A 15893-nucleotide genomic window follows, 5' to 3' on the forward strand; every position below is an offset into this window, starting at 1 on the left:
AGGAACAGGCTCAAGTGTTGCCATGGAATCAGGCGATGCTGGAGCTTGAGGTCGAACTCACCAAAGGACTAAAACAATGGCTCTTGGCAACGAAGCGCCGGAGTTTGACATCGATGATGAAGTGCTCCTTATGGAAGCCGGCATTGTCCTGAAGGAAGCGTCAAACGAGAAGCAGCCACCCGCTGCCTCCGGACGCGCCAAGGTCAAGCATTCAACATCGCTCAAACAACACAAGTACATTGACTACACGCGGGCGCTTGATGCTACCCAGCTGTACCTCAATGAAATCGGTTTTTCTCCTCTACTATCCCCGGAAGAAGAAGTTCATTTTGCGCGTTTGTCGCAAAGTGGAGACCCGGCCGGGCGCAAACGCATGATTGAAAGCAATCTGCGTCTGGTAGTTAAAATTGCCAGACGTTATGTCAATCGTGGGCTGTCATTGCTTGACCTGATCGAGGAGGGCAACCTGGGGTTGATTCGGGCGGTTGAAAAATTCGACCCTGAACGCGGCTTTCGTTTTTCCACCTACGCCACCTGGTGGATTCGCCAGACCATCGAACGCGCGATCATGAATCAGACCCGGACCATCCGGCTGCCGATTCACGTCGTCAAGGAGCTTAATGTTTATCTGCGCGCGGCCCGAGAGCTGACCCAGAAGCTGGATCATGAACCTTCTCCCGAAGAAATCGCCAATCTGCTGGAAAAACCGGTAGGTGAGGTCAAGCGCATGCTCGGTCTCAACGAGCGTGTCTCGTCGGTGGACGTCTCGCTGGGGCCTGATTCGGACAAGACGCTGCTCGACACCTTGACCGACGATCGTCCGACCGACCCCTGTGAGCTGCTGCAGGACGATGATCTGTCCCAGAGCATCGATCAATGGTTGTCCGAGTTGACCGAGAAGCAACGGGAGGTTGTCATCCGTCGCTTTGGCTTGCGCGGGCATGAAAGCAGCACACTTGAAGATGTAGGGCTTGAGATCGGTCTGACGCGTGAGCGGGTCAGGCAGATTCAGGTTGAAGGGCTCAAGCGCCTGCGTGAGATCCTTGAAAAAAACGGCTTGTCCAGCGAGTCTCTCTTCCAGTAACCACCCCCTCGTAATGTCAATCCAGGGCCGATATAACACAGAGTGTGTATATCGGCCTTTTTATATGTCTTTCGTCATTTGAATGTCGTAGGTCAATGCGCCTGCTTGGCCTTTCAGCTTTCAAAGCCTGTAAGTCATTGCGTACGGTTGCTGTAAGTCATTCAGGTAACAACAGTGAGGCTTGTCGCCAAACAGCTGTGTTTACGGATTTAACACGTTGTTTTAAATAGAGATTATGTTTTTAAGGTGATTGACATGGAAATATCCTGGAGCGTTTGAGGTGTTGCTCTGCGGGTTTAAATCTCTAATATCGAAGCTGTACCAACGGACAGGCACAGGCCATCAAGGATGACGGTCAAGGACATCGCGGGATGCGATTCATCAGGATGATGACAACGGAATACAGGGATCAGGGATAAAATGTGGGCGGGTCATACCGCCCCTTTTTTTATCTGCAGAAAACCGCACAGATTCAACAAAAAAGGCCCTCTCGAGGGCCTTTTGTCTGTCTGGAATCTAGCGTTCCAGATCAGCGATCTTGCCGGTTTTGCCATCCCACTCTGCCGCATCCGGCATCGCGTCTTTCTTTTCGGTGATGTTGGGCCAGACCTCGGCAAGCTCAGCGTTGAGCTCGATGAAGTTTTCCATGCCAGCAGGAATCTCGTCTTCCGAGTAAATGGCCACGGCAGGGCACTCAGGCTCGCAGAGCGCGCAGTCGATGCACTCGTCCGGGTGGATCACCAGGAAATTCGGGCCTTCGTAAAAGCAGTCCACCGGACAGACTTCTACGCAGTCGGTGTACTTGCACTTGATGCAGTTGTCGGTGACGACGAAGGTCATTTCTAATTTTCTCCTCAGGCGGCTGCTGTGGCAGAGCCCTTCCAGACAGGGTTGCCAGGTTCGGGAGGTTTCCCGGCCCTATGAAAATACGTGCTTTTGGTGGGTGGCCTTGAGGCAGTGGGACTGCGTCGCCTGCTACCTACCAGTGGTTCGCTGCATTTTCACGCGGCTCGAAAAACGCCTCGGCCAGGCTAAAAGCCGAGAGCGTCCCAAACCGCGCGGGATTCTAACAGTATGTAACGCTTCGCGTCACAGGCGAGTTTGCAATGTGTATAGCAAATCCAGCGCCTGCCGCGGAGTCATATCGTCGACTTTGATCTTGGACAGTTCGTCGAGCACCGGATGAGGCAGGCTTGCAAACATATCGCTCTGCTGCGGGACCGCGGGTTTGCCGGGCTTGGCTTTAGGCTGTTCGTGCGGCAGGCTGGTGGTTTCCAGGCGCTGCAGATGCTCTTTGGCGCGTGTAATGACTTTGCCCGGAACGCCCGCAAGCTGGGCCACGGCCAGGCCGTAGCTCTGGCTGGCTGGTCCTGGCAGTACGCGGTGCAGAAAGACGATCCGCTCGTTATGCTCGGTAGCATTCAGGTGCACGTTGGTCACCAGCGGTTCGCTTTCCGGCAGCACTGTCAGCTCGAAATAGTGCGTCGCGAACAGTGTATAGGCACGCAGTTGCGCCAGACATTCCGCCGCTGCCCAAGCCAGAGAAAGGCCGTCGAAGGTGCTGGTACCGCGTCCGACTTCGTCCATCAGCACCAGGCTTTTGTCGGTTGCGTTGTGCAGGATGTTTGCCGTTTCGCTCATTTCCACCATGAACGTCGAGCGCCCGCCGGCCAGGTCGTCGCTGGAGCCGATACGGGTGAAGATCCGGTCGACCAACGACAGTTCGCAGCTGGCAGCGGGCACGAAACTGCCGATATGCGCCAGCAGTACGATCAGCGCCGTCTGACGCATATAGGTCGATTTACCGCCCATGTTCGGGCCTGTGATGACCAGCATGCGGGTGCTGTCGTCCAGCGCCAGGTCGTTGGCGACAAACGGAGTGCTTAGTACCTGTTCTACGACCGGGTGACGGCCCTGCTCGATGCGCATGCAGGGTTCGGCAACGAATCTTGGGCAGTTGAGGTCCAGATTCAGCGCGCGTTCTGCGAGGTTGCTGAGTACGTCCAGTTCGGCCAATGCAGCTGCCGTGTCCTGCAGCGGCGCTAGATGGCCGATCAGGTCTTCAAGCAGCGCTTCGTAGAGCATCTTTTCCCGAGCCAGTGCACGACTTTTCGCCGACAACGCCTTGTCTTCGAATTCCTTGAGCTCGGGCGTGATAAAGCGCTCGGCGCCCTTGAGGGTCTGGCGGCGTATGTAATCAGCCGGGGCCTGCTCGGCCTGTTTGCTCGGCAGCTCGATGAAGTAGCCGTGCACGCGGTTGTAACCGACTTTCAGGTTGGCAAGACCGGTACGGGCCTTTTCGCGGGCCTCCAGATCGATCAGGAACTGACCGGCGTTTTCACTCAGCGATTGCAGATCATCCAGCTCAGCGTCGTAGCCGGTTTTCAGAACACCGCCGTCGCGGATCACAGCAGGCGGATTGTCGATGATTGCGCGCTGCAGCAGATCGGCGAGTTCCGGATAGGTGCTGGCAGTCTGCGCAAGTTGCTGCAGATGCGGCGCCTCCAGGTCGTTCATCGCCTGCTGCAGTTCGGGCAGGGCGCTCAGGGCGTCGCGCAGACGCGCAAGGTCTCGTGGTCGCGCATTACGCAGGCCGATACGCGCCAGAATCCGCTCGATATCGCCGATTTCCTTGAGCTGCGGTTGCAGGTTCTCGAAGCGGTAGCGCTCCAGAAAACAGGTAATGGACGTCTGGCGTGCCTGAAGAATTGTCAGGTCGCGCAACGGCCGGTTCAGCCAGCGGGTCAGCAGCCGCGTTCCCATTGCCGTCTGGCAACGGTCCATGACCGATTGCAGCGTATTGTCGCGGCCACCGGACAGGTTGGTGTCCAGCTCCAGGTTGCGCCGACTGGCGGCATCGAGGATTACCGTGTCGTCGAGGCGTTCGTGGCGCAGGCTGCGCAAGTGGGGCAGGGCGGTGCGCTGGGTTTCCTTGGCGTAGCTGAGCAGGCAGCCAGCAGCGCCGATGGCGAGTGTCAGGTTTTCGCAGCCAAAACCCTTCAGGTCCTGGGTTGAAAACTGCTGACACAGACTTTTGTGGGCTGAGTCGCGCTCGAAATCCCACGGTGCACGACGTCGGGCACCACGGCGTTTTTCGGCAGGCAGACCTTGCGGCCAGTCGTCCGGAATCAACAGCTCGACCGGGTTGATGCGTTCAAGCTCGGCCAGCAGGTTCTCCCAGCCCTTGATCTCCAGCACACTGAAGTTGCCGCTGGTGATGTCCAGCACGGCAAGGCCGAACAGGCGTTCGTCACCCAGTACGGCGGCAATCAGGTTATCCCTGCGCTCATCGAGCAAGGCCTCGTCGCTGATGGTCCCAGGCGTAATGATGCGGACTACCTGACGATCCACCGGGCCCTTGCTGGTCGCGGGGTCGCCGATCTGCTCGCAGATCACCACCGATTCGCCCAGCTTCACCAGTTTGGCCAGATAGCCTTCGGCGGCGTGGTACGGAATCCCGCACATGGGGATGCTCTGGCCTGCCGACTGACCGCGCGCGGTCAGGGTGATGTCCAGCAACTTGGCGGCTTTCTTCGCATCTTCGTAGAAGATCTCGTAGAAATCGCCCATGCGATAAAACATCAGTTGATCCAGGTGCTGGTTTTTGAGTTTCCAGTACTGCTGCATCATGGGGGTATGTGAAGAGAGGTCGGAAATTGCTTTGTTCATCAGTGGCTTAGGCAAGTTCTTGAGAGGAGTGAGGCAACCTTGAGGCATGACGGGTGGTCCCTCCTTGAATCGAGGGGCGTCTGCCGGGTATGTGCGATGGTCGCAAGGTTATCACGCTCAATCAGGCGGTGCAGTTACAGCGTACCTTCCGCTTATTGGTGACCAGGCGTTTCCTGACAGCCATGAACCTCGATTTGACGTATAGACTTTCATCGCTGCCACTCGATAACCGGACGGCACGCTATAAAAAAGGACTTTTATATGAAAAATAAACGAGCAAGGGATTCCGTCAACGGTCGCTTCATCCCGTTGGAAGAAGCCAGAAAAAGGCCGAGAGAAACCACGGTTGAAACGGTCAAAAAGCCCGAACGCAGGAAAGATGCGCGATAAGCCGGCAATGGCAGACCCGCTTCAAGGCGGCTGCCTTGTCTCAGCAATCACTTTTACAGGCTTCCAGCATGAATGAGGACACCGTGGACGAGATAACCGGGCTGGCCAATACGCTTGGAAGGCTTCTCGGCGCAATGAACGCTCAAGTGACCACCGCCGAATCCTGCACAGGAGGCGGAATCGCCGAAGCGATCACGCGCATCGCCGGTAGCTCGGCATGGTTCGAGGCTGGCTATGTGACTTACTCGAATGCCCAGAAGACCCGACAATTGGGCGTACCGGAGGCGTTGTTCGCAGATGTCGGGGCGGTCAGTCAGCCTGTTGTCGAAGCCATGGTGCGAGGTGCGCAGCGTGAAAGCGGCGCGCGATTCGCTGTCGCGGTCAGTGGTGTTGCAGGGCCTGGCGGTGGTTCGCCGGATAAACCGGTCGGTACTGTATGGCTGTGTTGGGGCAAGGATGACGCGCTTGTCGCACAGCGTCGCCAGTTCGATGGCGACCGGGATCAGGTCCGTCGACAGACGGTCGAAGCCGCTCTACAGGGGCTGATACAGCTTGCGCGCGGAGAAATGCCAAAACAGGGGTAGGCGCGCGCTCATCGCTGTGGAATAATACTGTCTACTTATACAGGTGTTGTGGCCATCAAGGCCCTAATTGAATTTGATTACGTGAGGACTTCAATGGACGACAACAAGAAGAAAGCCTTGGCTGCGGCCTTGGGTCAGATCGAGCGTCAGTTCGGTAAAGGTGCCGTGATGCGCATGGGCGACCATGATCGCCAGGCTATTCCTGCCATCTCCACCGGCTCGCTGGGTCTGGATATCGCACTCGGCATCGGCGGTCTGCCGAAAGGCCGGATCGTGGAAATCTACGGTCCAGAGTCTTCCGGTAAAACCACGCTGACGTTGTCGGTCATCGCGCAGGCCCAGAAAATGGGTGCTACCTGTGCATTTGTCGACGCCGAGCACGCGCTTGATCCGGAATACGCCGGCAAACTAGGCGTCAATGTCGACGACCTGCTGGTTTCGCAGCCGGACACCGGTGAGCAGGCGCTTGAAATCACCGACATGCTGGTACGTTCCAACGCCATCGACGTCATCGTTGTCGACTCCGTTGCTGCGCTGGTACCAAAGGCAGAGATCGAAGGCGAAATGGGCGACATGCACGTGGGTCTGCAGGCGCGTCTGATGTCTCAGGCGCTGCGCAAGATCACCGGTAACATCAAGAACGCCAATTGCCTGGTGATCTTCATCAACCAGATCCGCATGAAGATCGGCGTGATGTTCGGCAGCCCGGAAACCACTACCGGTGGTAACGCCCTGAAGTTCTACGCTTCGGTACGTCTGGATATCCGTCGTACAGGCGCAGTGAAAGAAGGCGACGAGGTTGTCGGCAGCGAAACCCGCGTCAAGGTCGTTAAGAACAAGGTGGCTCCGCCATTCCGTCAGGCCGAGTTCCAGATTCTTTACGGCAAGGGTATCTACCTGAACGGCGAAATCGTTGATCTGGCCGTGCTGCATGGTTTTGTCGAGAAGTCCGGTGCCTGGTACAGCTACCAGGGCAGCAAGATCGGTCAGGGTAAAGCCAACTCGGCCAAATTCCTGGCAGACAATCCGGAAATCTGCAAAGCGCTCGAGAAGCAGATTCGCGACAAGTTGCTCACCCCTGGCGTCGACACCAAAGCTGTCGGTTCCCGCGAAGCTGCCGTTGCTGATGATATGGCCGAAGCAGACGCTGATATCTGATAGTCATGCCTGTCGTACTTGATACACCTGTCGCCGTAAGGCGTACTGCAATGGACCTGCTCGCACGTCGCGAGCACGGTCGGGTCGAGCTGACGCGTAAACTGCGTCAGCGCGGCGCTCCCCCCGAGCTCATCGACGCTGCCCTTGACCGTCTGGTCGAGGAAGGCCTGCTCTCCGAATCCCGTTACCTTGAAAGCTTCGTTTCTTACCGGGCACGCTCGGGCTATGGCCCTGTTCGTATTCGGGAAGAACTGAATCAGCGTGGTTTGCAGCGGGCCGACATTGAACAGGCGCTCAGGGAATGTGGTGTGGATTGGCAGGAGAAGCTTCACGAGCTCTGGCAACGCAAGTTTGCCGGTGCTTTGCCTGTTGATGCTCGTGAGCGGGCCAGGCAGGGACGGTTTCTGAGTTATCGCGGCTATCCGCTGGATATGATCGGCCGCTTGTTAAGCGGCCGTGGCGGCGATGACTGAGGTCTCAGAGCGTTTTCTGTGGCGCCTGATCGTGCGCGCCATCTCTTGTCGCTGAGGCATCCTCCCAGTTTTCCTGTTGATTGATGTAGTCCACCAATTCACGAAGCCTGCCCTGATTGCGTCCTGTGAAGGTAAACGCAAGTCGTGTCAGGTGGCTGAATTGAACTTCATCGTGCTCCTCGCCCTGATAGCTGTGCTGATGGAAGTTTTCATTGATACACAGATCGGCGAAAGCTTCCTGCATGTGCTCCAGAGCCTTCGCGCTGAGCGCGTGGCGCATACGGATCACGAACTTGTTCTTCAGCCAGCGGCTGGAGTGGAAGTTGGCATAAAACCGGTTGATCTCTTCCACCGCTTCATCGGCGCTGTAGACCAGCCTCATCAGTTTCATGTCGGCTGGCAGAATGTAGTGATTGTCCTGCAACTGGTTTTTGATGAAGTCCAGTGCACCTTGCCAGAAACTCCCGCCAGGTGTGTCCAGCAATACGACAGGTACTAACGGGCTTTTGCCGGTTTGTATCAACGTCAGCACTTCCAGGGCTTCATCCAGAGTTCCAAAGCCGCCCGGGCACAGCACCAGCGCGTCGGCTTCCTTGACGAAGAACAACTTGCGGGTGAAGAAGAAGTGGAAGGGCAGCAGGTTTTCCGTGCCCTCCACCGTGGGGTTGGCGTGCTGCTCAAAGGGCAGGGTAATGTTGAACCCCAGGCTGTGTTTCAGACCTGCACCTGCGTGGGCTGCGGCCATGATGCCACCACCTGCGCCGGTGATGACCATCATGTCCGAGCGGGCAAGCTTTTCGCCCAGCTCTCTGGCCTGTGCGTAAAGGGGGTGCTCCTGAGGGGTGCGAGCAGAACCGAATACGGTGACTTTGCGGCGGCCCTTGAAGCGTTCGAGCACCCGAAAGGCTTTGTCCAGTTCGCGCAGGGTTTGCAGCGTTATCTTGACGTCCCAGCGATTGCGGTCGTCCTGGGCCATGCGTAGCACCGTGAGCATCATGTCGCGGTACAGCGGCAGGTTTCTGGTGCCGGGAGCGACCTCGTTGATGTGCTCTTCAATTTTGCTGGTCAGGTCGAGCCCGTTGCTTTGAAAGTGTCGGGATAGAAGATCGTCAGGTACATACGGCATTCGGGATTTATCCTCCTGCAGAATCAATGGCCCGGTGGGGCGTGTTGAATCGATGATGTCCCGGTTTGCAGAGAAAGGCTACCCATTCCCTGATCATTGCCAGGGCGGATTCGTTGCACGATGTCTTGAGCGTTGCTGAACTGACGCGCCTGATTGGCAGGCGCGCGGGGAGGGTGCCAAGTGCCGAGGGTACTTACTTTTTCGGCTTTACAGTGCAATCCGACGCCTGAAAGGTCTGGGTCGCAACCGGGCGGTTGGTCTTGTACTCGGTGAACTGATATTTGAGGACGGCTCCCTTGGTCATCAACTGGCGGAAACCGTTGTTGTGGCAAACGCTGTTGCCCAACTGGTTGCGCATCACGTCCGGGTTGGCGCGCATTTGCTGGGCCTGGCCTTCGCGTACGCTCAAGTGGTTGATCAGTTCGTTGCCACTGACGGTATAGCCCTGATCGAGGATGTCTTCGTTGATCGCCCTTGGCGTGCCGACACTGCTTTCCTTAGCGACTTTTTCCAGCATCTTGCTGAGTTCGAACTCCTGTTTCGACGCCGCCTGGGCGCATAGCGGAGCAACGAGCAAAAGCGTAAGGGTGGGTACGATAAGGCGCAGCATTAAACTCTCCTGATTAAGTGGCTGGCCGTTGGACCAGCGACTTCAAAGTGCGTTCCGGGCAGCCCGCCGATAACGCGGGTTGCAATGGCGCAGCAGTATAGAGCAGGAGTCTTCATCGGGCCTAGGGGCTGTACCCGTTTCAACGCGGTCTCTATGACGCGGGAACAGCCTGAGGACCGAAAGCGGGTTGAAGTGCCGGTGCTCTGATAAACTGCGCGTACTTTAATCCTGCCGAGTTTTTGTGGTGTCGATGTATTTCCCCCGCAGGCGTGTCCTGTAATGAGTCATGCCGTTTCCCGTCTGCGCGACGAGCGTCTGGCCCGCAGTACCAAGCCCTTTATTGCTCGCGGCTCGCGCGCGCCGCGCTGTCCGGATTGCCGGGTTATCTCCAGTTATTGCCTGTGCGCGTGGCGACCTGCCGTGAATGCCGAGTCAGGCATGTGCCTGCTGATGTACGACACCGAGCCTTTGAAGCCGACCAACACCGGCTGGCTGATCGCCGATGTCATCAAGGACACCCATGCCTTCGGCTGGTCGCGAATAGATGTCGACGAGCAATTGCTCGCCTTGCTGGACGATCCGCAGTGGCAGCCCTACATCGTCTTTCCTGGTGAATTCGTTGCCGAGGAGCGTGTGGTAAATAAGGTGTCGCGCATGGATGGCAAGCGTCCGCTGTTCATTCTGCTGGATGCTACCTGGACCGAAGCGCGCAAGATGTTCCGCAAAAGCCCATATCTGGAAAGGTTTCCGGTGTTGACGCTGGAGCCCGAGCAGATCTCGCGTTACCGTTTGCGCCGCTCAAGGCGCGACGATCACTTCTGTACTGCCGAAGTCGCCGCGCTTTGTCTGGAACTGGCCGGGGACACCTGCGCCAGTGGCGTACTGGATGCTTATCTGGACGTGTTCAGCGCTCATTATCTGGGCGCCAAGTACCTCAAGCCGATTGACCCCGACGACGCGGCCCACACTCATTTGAAGGCTTTCATTTGAAGGCTTTCTATTACGCTGTGTTGCGGATCTGCCCTGTATAGGCTAATTGCCATCCATGTGCCCGGGCAAAGACGCTTCGCGCTTGACCGTCATGGTCTTGCTGGGCATGCTTGGCGCCGCCTGGAAGCCGATTCATCTTGTCTGGCGTGGCACCGACGCTCTTTTCGGGTTGTCGTTATGCGCGTTCGCCAGTCTTGCTGGGTGGCCGATTCTGTCGGCCCTCACTATAAAAACAGGATCACTACATGACCTACGACATCCTGATCGCTGATGATCATCCCCTGTTTCGCAGTGCGCTGCATCAGGCGCTGAGCATTGGCCTGGGGCCTGAAGCGCGGCTCGTCGAGGCAGAAAGCATTGCCCAGCTTGAATCCCGTCTGGGAGAGAAGGCTGATTGGGATCTGGTTCTGCTGGACCTGAACATGCCGGGGGCTTATGGCTTCTCCGGGCTGGTCCTGTTGCGCGGCCAATATCCGCAGATACCGGTGGTGATGGTTTCGGCTCAGGAAGAAGCGTCGATTGTGGTGCGTTCCAGAGAGTTTGGTGCCAGCGGGTTCATTCCCAAATCCAGCTCCCTTGAAGTCATTCAGCAGGCGGTGCGCACCGTGCTCGATGGCGACGTCTGGTGGCCGCCACAGGTCAATGAAGTGATCAGTGTTTCGGATGAAGCGAAGGCTGCAAGCGCCGGTCTCGCCAGTCTCACGCCGCAGCAGTTTCGAGTATTGACTATGGTCTGTGAGGGGCTGCTGAACAAGCAGATTGCCTCCGAACTCAGCGTCTCCGAAGCCACTATCAAAGCGCACGTCACGGCGATTTTTCGCAAGCTCGGCGTACGCACGCGAACCCAGGCAGCGTTGTTGTTACAACAGCTTGAGTCCATCTCGTCCAGTTAACGGCGTTCAGGTTGCGAGCATTCACGCTTTTTTGACCTTTAGTGCCTTAGCTTTCCTCATCTTTTTTACACAGCAGCCTCTCTATGTCGCCCTTCAAAGGCCAAACCGGTCTAAAACGTATCCTCAATGCCGCAGGCTATTCTCTGGACGGCCTGTCAGCCGCTTTCAAAGGCGAAGCCGCTTTCCGCCAGCTGGTACTGCTTAACGTGGTGTTGGTCCCGCTGTCGTTTTTCCTGCACGTCAGCAAGGCCGAGCATGCCTTGCTGATTGCCGTCTGCCTGCTGGCCCTGATTGTAGAGCTGCTCAACTCTGCTGTAGAGGCTGCCATCGACCGGATCTCTCTGGACCTGCACCCGTTGTCCAAGAACGCCAAGGACATGGGCAGCGCTGCCCAGTTCATCGCCCTGAGCATGATCGCTCTGGTGTGGGGCATCGTGCTGCTGGGTTAGGCTTGTTCAATACAGGCTTGGCAGCACGATCTCGTCGCTGCGCTTCACCCCGGCGGTGAACGCGCGGCACAGTTCGAGGAATTCGCGCATGGCTGACGTCTGATATTTCTGTTTGTGCCAGATGAAATAGAACTGACGCGCCAGATCCAGCTCCGGGGTGGCCAGTTCCACCAGATTGCCGCGACGAAACGAATCGCGTAGCGCCAGTCTGGAAATGCAGCCAATGCCCAATCCGGATTCAACTGCCCGCTTGATGGCTTCGGTGTGTTCCAGCTCCAGTCGGACATTCAGCCCGTTGCGGTGGTGACGCATGGCCTGATCGAACGTCAAACGCGTGCCTGAACCTTGTTCTCGCAGGATCCAGGCTTCATGGGTGAGTTCTTCCAGCGTTACATGGGCGCGTTTGGCCAGTGGATGCTGTGGAGCACAGAACACCACAAGTTCGTCTTCGACCCAGGACTGCACTTCGATGTCCGGATGGCTGCAATCGCCTTCGATCAAGCCCAGATCAATCTCGTAGTGGGCGACCTGTTGCACGATATGCGCGGTGTTCTGGACGTGCAGCTTGACCTGGCTTTCCGGGTGACGCTGCATGTAGCCGCCGATCAGCAGGGTCGCCAGATAATTGCCAATCGTCAGTGTGGCCCCGACTGCCAGCGAGCCAAAGCCTGATTTACCATTCAACAGGTCTTCGATTTCCTTTGCCTGATCCAGCAGAGCGACGGCCTGCGGCAGTAATTGCCTGCCCGTGGCGTTAAGGCTTAGCCGCTTGCCGGCGCGGTCGAACAGCTGGCAGCTCGATTGGCGCTCCAGCTCGGTGATGGAGGTGCTGGCAGCCGACTGCGAAAGCGAAAGCAGCACGGCTGCTTTGGAGACGCTTTCCTGCCGGGCGACGGCAACGAACACTTGGAGCTGACGAAGAGTAAATCGCATATCTATATAACCGATAACCTATATCTTGATAATTCATTTAACAGATATTGTGTCTGCCACTAGAATGTCGCGCAATAGCGCAGTGCTTCTGCGCGCACTATTTTTTCAGGAGTCTTCACGTACATGAGCAACATGAACCACGAGCGTGTCCTCAGCGTCCACCATTGGAACGACACCCTCTTCAGTTTCAAGTGCACCCGCGACCCTGGTTTGCGTTTCGAGAACGGTCAGTTCGTCATGATCGGTCTGCAGCAGCCAAACGGTCGTCCGCTCATGCGCGCCTACTCGATTGCCAGCCCGAACTGGGAAGAGCATCTGGAATTCTTCAGCATCAAGGTGCCGGACGGTCCGTTGACCTCGCAGTTGCAGCACCTCAAGGAAGGCGATGAAATCATCATCAGCAAGAAGCCTACGGGTACGCTGGTGCTGGACGACCTCAAGCCGGGCAAACATCTTTACCTGTTGAGCACGGGTACTGGCCTGGCGCCGTTCATGAGCGTGATTCAGGACCCCGAAACCTACGAGCGTTTCGAGAAAGTCATCTTGTGCCACGGCGTGCGTTACGTGAACGAAGTCGCCTATCGCGAATTCATCACCGAGCATCTGCCACAGAACGAGTTCTTCGGTGAAGCGCTGCGTGACAAGCTGATCTACTACCCGACTGTCACCCGCGAGCCGTTCGAGAACGAAGGTCGCCTGACCGATCTGATGCGCAGCGGCAAGCTGTTCAGCGACATCGGCCTGCCACCGATCAACCCGCAGGACGACCGCGCCATGTTGTGCGGTAGCCCGAGCATGCTCGACGAGACCAGCGAAGTGCTCAACAGCTTTGGTCTGACCGTTTCGCCACGCATGCGTGAGCCTGGTGACTATCTGATCGAGCGTGCATTCGTCGAGAAGTAAGTCGGCCTTACAAAACCCGCCTCGTCCCTGAAGGGATCAGGCGGGTTTTTATTGCCCGGGATTTGTCGTTGGCATCCCTTCAGGCCAGCAGGACTTCAAGCACGCAAATCACCCCGGCCTGCGGGTAGTGCCAGCGTACGTCCAGATCCCAGAACTGAGCGCCGTAGCGGCGTTCCGGCGTCGGTAGCTGGTAGGCCGGGCGCGGGTCCTGCGCCAGGCACTGCTCGATCAGTTCGACCAGTGGCTCACTCAGGCGTAGTGCGTGTTCACGAGCCTGCAGCAGGGCGGCGTCCTGCCACTGCACCGGTATCAGGGCAGGCGCAGCACTGGCGATCTGGTTGGTCGCCCCGGCGATGGCATCGGCGTAGGGCACGTATGGCTTGATGTCCAGCACTGGTGTGCCATCCAGCAGGTCGATGCCGGACAGCCACAGGCGACCGGCTTCGACTTTGTCCAGCCTGACCACCGACTGGCCGATGCCATTGGGGCGATGCGTTGCGCGGGTGGCAAATACCCCCATCGACTGGTTGCCGCCCAGACGCGGAGGGCGTACCTTCAGGCGCGGCTTGTCTTCCAGCGCCATATGGAACAGAAACAGCAACCAGACATGACTGACCTGTTCCAGCCCTTGAACAGCCTCACCCTGATCGAAAGGCGCTACCAGCTCCAGCACTCCACGTGCTGCCGGGGCCAGCTGTGGCTGGCGGGGGATGGCGAATTTCTCCTTGAAACAGGAGCGTACGAAGCCGACAGGGGAGACGTTGTAACTCATGGTGCCGACCGGTTCAGCCACGCACGCGCAGGGTCAGACCCTTGAGGAAATTGCGTAGCAGTTGATCGCCACAGGCGCGGTAGTTGGTGTGTCCGACCTTGCGGAACAGTGCGCTCAGCTCTGGCTTGGAAACCGGAAATTCCGCGGATTTCAGGATGGCATGCATATCGTCTTCTTTCAGTTCGAAGGCCACGCGCAGTTTCTTAAGAACAATGTTGTTGGTAATCGGCAGATCAATCGGCTGCGGCGGACGGCTTTCGTCCTTACCACGCTTGAAGTAGACCAGGCCATCGAGAAAATGCGCCATGATTTCATCGCTGCAATCCAGATAGCCCTCTTCTTCCTCTTTCTTCATGAAAGCGATGACATCGCTTTTGGACACTTCAAAACCGGTCAGACCGATGATTTCGACAACCTTGCTGTCGCTGATATCGAGCATGTAGCGCACGCTGCGCAGTACGTCGTTGTTCATCATGAGGCGTGTTTCCTGATAAGTCGCATGGCGGCGCGTGACGATGGTCATGCGCGCGGTAATAAGGTCGGGTGCCGAGGGAGTTAAAACTTTTCCTTGGTCGTCATGTAGCGCCACTGGCCTTCGGGCAGTTTGCCCATGGACACGCCGCCGATACGGATGCGACGAATGGCGACGATCTTCAGGCCAACGGCTTCACACAGCAGGGCAATGATGCCAGGCTGCGGGTTTTTCATTGCAAAGCGCAGGCGGTTCTCGTTCTGCCAGCTGGCCTTTACGGCGGGCAGTTCCTTGCCTTTGTAGGTCAGGCCGTGATTCAGCCGGTTCAGGCCATGAGCAACCATTTCGCCCGAGATTTCCACCACGTATTCCTGCTCGATCTTGCTGCGGTCATCGGTGAGCTTGCGCAGGATTTTCCAGTCCTGGCTGAACACCATCAAGCCGCTGGCATTGGCCTGCAGGCTTGAAATCGCCTCAAGGCGCATGAAGTGGCCCTTGAGCGGACGCTTGCTGTAGCTGTGCTCGACCGAGAGCGTGCCCGGCGTGATCATCTGCAAAGCCTCTTCGGCGCTTGCCGAGGCGGGTTTGTGCAGAATGATCGTGACCGGTTCAGGGGAGTCTGCCTTGGCATCCGGGCTGAGCTCGACTTTCTGGGTGCTGACCTTGAAGTGCGGCTCTTCGATGACCACGCCGTCCACAGTAACCCAGCCACCCTCGATAAACAGTTCGGCCTCCCGGCGGGAGCAACCGACCAGCTCGATAAGGCGTTTGGAAAGGCGAATGGGGTCTGTCATGAAGAAAAGCCGTTTACTGATGAGAAAGGCGCCATTGTAACCGCCTCACGCTGGTTAATCGCGGCAACATTGCATTTGCGCTGTAATCGATGTCAGTTACGACGGGGCAGGCGCATTCTGAGCATCGGATAGGGCTGACCCAAACCGTCGACTTCAGAACGGCTGAAAACTTCGAAACCATGCCTGAGGTAAAACCCCAGTGCCTGAGTGTTCTGCTCGTTGACGTCCAGTTCACGGATGTCGAAGTGCTCGATTGCGTGGGTCAGCAGCTGCGTGCCCAGCTTTTTACCGCGATGGTTCGGGTCGATGAACAGAATATCCAGTCGGTTTTTGTTCACGCCCGCGAAGCCCGTGATCTTGAGCTGCTCGTCCCGGGTGCAGAACAGCGTCACGCTGTCCAGATACTGTGTCAGCAACCCCTTGAGCCTGATGATGTAGGAGTCCGGTAGAAAGTCATGGGTGGCGCGAACCGAGCGCTCCCACACCTCGCTCATCTCCGGGTAATCGTTGGTGTCCGGGGTATATAACCGCATCTCGCGTTCTCCTTTCGGCCAGTCTTGCATAGACAACGGCCAGAGACGAAAAAGCCCTGC

17 protein-coding genes are annotated in these 15893 nt (G+C 57.4%); 8 read left to right on the plus strand and 9 right to left on the minus strand.

All coding sequences use genetic code 11. The annotated features are described in order from the left end of the window. Window positions 1-76 precede the first annotated feature (76 nt). Window positions 77-1084 (plus strand): RNA polymerase sigma factor RpoS, encoded by a 1008-nt coding sequence (rpoS, locus tag KP808_RS06875; RefSeq protein WP_005733320.1) that lies wholly within the window; start codon window positions 77-79, stop codon window positions 1082-1084. A 516-nt stretch (window positions 1085-1600) separates the two neighbouring features. Here rpoS and fdxA read toward each other — a convergent pair. Both fdxA and mutS read right to left on the minus strand, forming a co-directional pair. Continuing rightward, on the minus strand, window positions 1601-1924 hold the full coding sequence (fdxA, locus tag KP808_RS06880) for a ferredoxin FdxA (RefSeq protein WP_002554692.1): 324 nt from the start codon (window positions 1922-1924) through the stop codon (window positions 1601-1603). 249 nt (window positions 1925-2173) lie between these two features. Next, window positions 2174-4741, minus strand: coding sequence for a DNA mismatch repair protein MutS (gene mutS / locus KP808_RS06885; protein WP_230018824.1), 2568 nt, complete (start codon window positions 4739-4741; stop codon window positions 2174-2176). 485 nt (window positions 4742-5226) lie between these two features. Between mutS and KP808_RS06890 the strand changes: the two genes are divergently transcribed. From KP808_RS06890 to recX, 3 genes are all read left to right on the plus strand, one after another. Next, window positions 5227-5727, plus strand: a complete 501-nt coding sequence (locus KP808_RS06890) for a CinA family protein (protein WP_080394858.1) — start codon at window positions 5227-5229, stop codon at window positions 5725-5727. A 93-nt stretch (window positions 5728-5820) separates the two neighbouring features. Further along, window positions 5821-6885, plus strand: a complete 1065-nt coding sequence (recA, locus tag KP808_RS06895; RefSeq protein WP_004657925.1) for a recombinase RecA — start codon at window positions 5821-5823, stop codon at window positions 6883-6885. Between the two features lie 5 nt (window positions 6886-6890). Further along, window positions 6891-7358, plus strand: a complete 468-nt coding sequence (gene recX / locus KP808_RS06900; RefSeq protein WP_005743450.1) for a recombination regulator RecX — start codon at window positions 6891-6893, stop codon at window positions 7356-7358. Between the two features lie 4 nt (window positions 7359-7362). On the opposite strand, the gene KP808_RS06905 is transcribed toward recX, so the two are convergent. Together KP808_RS06905 and KP808_RS06910 are read right to left on the minus strand one after the other, a co-directional pair. Continuing rightward, complete coding sequence (locus tag KP808_RS06905) at window positions 7363-8484, minus strand: LOG family protein (protein WP_058407342.1); 1122 nt, start codon at window positions 8482-8484, stop codon at window positions 7363-7365. Between the two features lie 193 nt (window positions 8485-8677). Continuing rightward, window positions 8678-9094: a quorum-sensing-regulated virulence factor family protein gene (locus KP808_RS06910; protein WP_002554685.1), complete on the minus strand. Its 417-nt coding sequence runs from the start codon at window positions 9092-9094 to the stop codon at window positions 8678-8680. Between the two features lie 279 nt (window positions 9095-9373). On the opposite strand from KP808_RS06910, the gene KP808_RS06915 reads away from it, so the two are divergent. From KP808_RS06915 to KP808_RS06925, 3 genes are all read left to right on the plus strand, one after another. Next, the gene (locus KP808_RS06915; RefSeq protein ID WP_058399667.1) at window positions 9374-10084 is read left to right on the plus strand and encodes a tRNA-uridine aminocarboxypropyltransferase; all 711 of its coding nucleotides are present in this window, start codon (window positions 9374-9376) and stop codon (window positions 10082-10084) included. 245 nt (window positions 10085-10329) lie between these two features. Next, window positions 10330-10977, plus strand: a complete 648-nt coding sequence (erdR, locus tag KP808_RS06920; RefSeq protein WP_046270723.1) for a response regulator transcription factor ErdR — start codon at window positions 10330-10332, stop codon at window positions 10975-10977. 83 nt (window positions 10978-11060) lie between these two features. Next, complete coding sequence (locus KP808_RS06925; protein WP_058399668.1) at window positions 11061-11426, plus strand: diacylglycerol kinase; 366 nt, start codon at window positions 11061-11063, stop codon at window positions 11424-11426. Window positions 11427-11432: 6 nt separating this feature from the next. Here the strand turns inward: KP808_RS06925 and KP808_RS06930 are convergent, their stop codons facing one another. Further along, entirely contained in the window at window positions 11433-12359 is a 927-nt protein-coding gene (locus tag KP808_RS06930; RefSeq protein WP_002554681.1) for a LysR family transcriptional regulator, read from the minus strand. 123 nt (window positions 12360-12482) lie between these two features. Between KP808_RS06930 and fpr the strand changes: the two genes are divergently transcribed. Then, window positions 12483-13262, plus strand: coding sequence for a ferredoxin-NADP reductase (gene fpr, locus KP808_RS06935; protein ID WP_002554680.1), 780 nt, complete (start codon window positions 12483-12485; stop codon window positions 13260-13262). Between the two features lie 79 nt (window positions 13263-13341). On the opposite strand, the gene tsaA is transcribed toward fpr, so the two are convergent. From tsaA to KP808_RS06955, 4 genes are all read right to left on the minus strand, one after another. Then, window positions 13342-14034, minus strand: coding sequence for a tRNA (N6-threonylcarbamoyladenosine(37)-N6)-methyltransferase TrmO (gene tsaA, locus KP808_RS06940; RefSeq protein WP_058399795.1), 693 nt, complete (start codon window positions 14032-14034; stop codon window positions 13342-13344). Window positions 14035-14047: 13 nt separating this feature from the next. Continuing rightward, window positions 14048-14509, minus strand: a complete 462-nt coding sequence (locus tag KP808_RS06945; protein ID WP_002554678.1) for a YehS family protein — start codon at window positions 14507-14509, stop codon at window positions 14048-14050. Between the two features lie 80 nt (window positions 14510-14589). After that, the gene (locus tag KP808_RS06950) at window positions 14590-15300 is read right to left on the minus strand and encodes an rRNA pseudouridine synthase (protein ID WP_058399669.1); all 711 of its coding nucleotides are present in this window, start codon (window positions 15298-15300) and stop codon (window positions 14590-14592) included. Window positions 15301-15392: 92 nt separating this feature from the next. Further along, window positions 15393-15833, minus strand: a complete 441-nt coding sequence (locus KP808_RS06955; protein ID WP_230017868.1) for a GNAT family N-acetyltransferase — start codon at window positions 15831-15833, stop codon at window positions 15393-15395. Between the last annotated feature and the right edge of the window lie 60 nt (window positions 15834-15893).

This window comes from Pseudomonas savastanoi (assembly GCF_020917325.1).
GTDB lineage: Bacteria > Pseudomonadota > Gammaproteobacteria > Pseudomonadales > Pseudomonadaceae > Aquipseudomonas > Aquipseudomonas amygdali.

Excerpts from the sequence above, each read along its gene's own strand:
- erdR (WP_046270723.1), top strand. The coding sequence starts at position 10,330 with ATGACCTACGACATCCTGATCGCTGATGATCATCCCCTGTTTCGCAGT.
- KP808_RS06955 (WP_230017868.1), bottom strand. The coding sequence starts at position 15,833 with ATGCGGTTATATACCCCGGACACCAACGATTACCCGGAGATGAGCGAG.
- KP808_RS06945 (WP_002554678.1), bottom strand. The coding sequence starts at position 14,509 with ATGATGAACAACGACGTACTGCGCAGCGTGCGCTACATGCTCGATATC.
- tsaA (WP_058399795.1), bottom strand. The coding sequence starts at position 14,034 with ATGAGTTACAACGTCTCCCCTGTCGGCTTCGTACGCTCCTGTTTCAAG.
- fpr (WP_002554680.1), top strand. The coding sequence starts at position 12,483 with ATGAGCAACATGAACCACGAGCGTGTCCTCAGCGTCCACCATTGGAAC.
- rpoS (WP_005733320.1), top strand. The coding sequence starts at position 77 with ATGGCTCTTGGCAACGAAGCGCCGGAGTTTGACATCGATGATGAAGTG.
- recX (WP_005743450.1), top strand. The coding sequence starts at position 6,891 with ATGCCTGTCGTACTTGATACACCTGTCGCCGTAAGGCGTACTGCAATG.
- fdxA (WP_002554692.1), bottom strand. The coding sequence starts at position 1,924 with ATGACCTTCGTCGTCACCGACAACTGCATCAAGTGCAAGTACACCGAC.
- KP808_RS06925 (WP_058399668.1), top strand. The coding sequence starts at position 11,061 with ATGTCGCCCTTCAAAGGCCAAACCGGTCTAAAACGTATCCTCAATGCC.
- KP808_RS06930 (WP_002554681.1), bottom strand. The coding sequence starts at position 12,359 with ATGCGATTTACTCTTCGTCAGCTCCAAGTGTTCGTTGCCGTCGCCCGG.
- recA (WP_004657925.1), top strand. The coding sequence starts at position 5,821 with ATGGACGACAACAAGAAGAAAGCCTTGGCTGCGGCCTTGGGTCAGATC.
- KP808_RS06905 (WP_058407342.1), bottom strand. The coding sequence starts at position 8,484 with ATGCCGTATGTACCTGACGATCTTCTATCCCGACACTTTCAAAGCAAC.
- KP808_RS06910 (WP_002554685.1), bottom strand. The coding sequence starts at position 9,094 with ATGCTGCGCCTTATCGTACCCACCCTTACGCTTTTGCTCGTTGCTCCG.
- KP808_RS06950 (WP_058399669.1), bottom strand. The coding sequence starts at position 15,300 with ATGACAGACCCCATTCGCCTTTCCAAACGCCTTATCGAGCTGGTCGGT.
- KP808_RS06915 (WP_058399667.1), top strand. The coding sequence starts at position 9,374 with ATGAGTCATGCCGTTTCCCGTCTGCGCGACGAGCGTCTGGCCCGCAGT.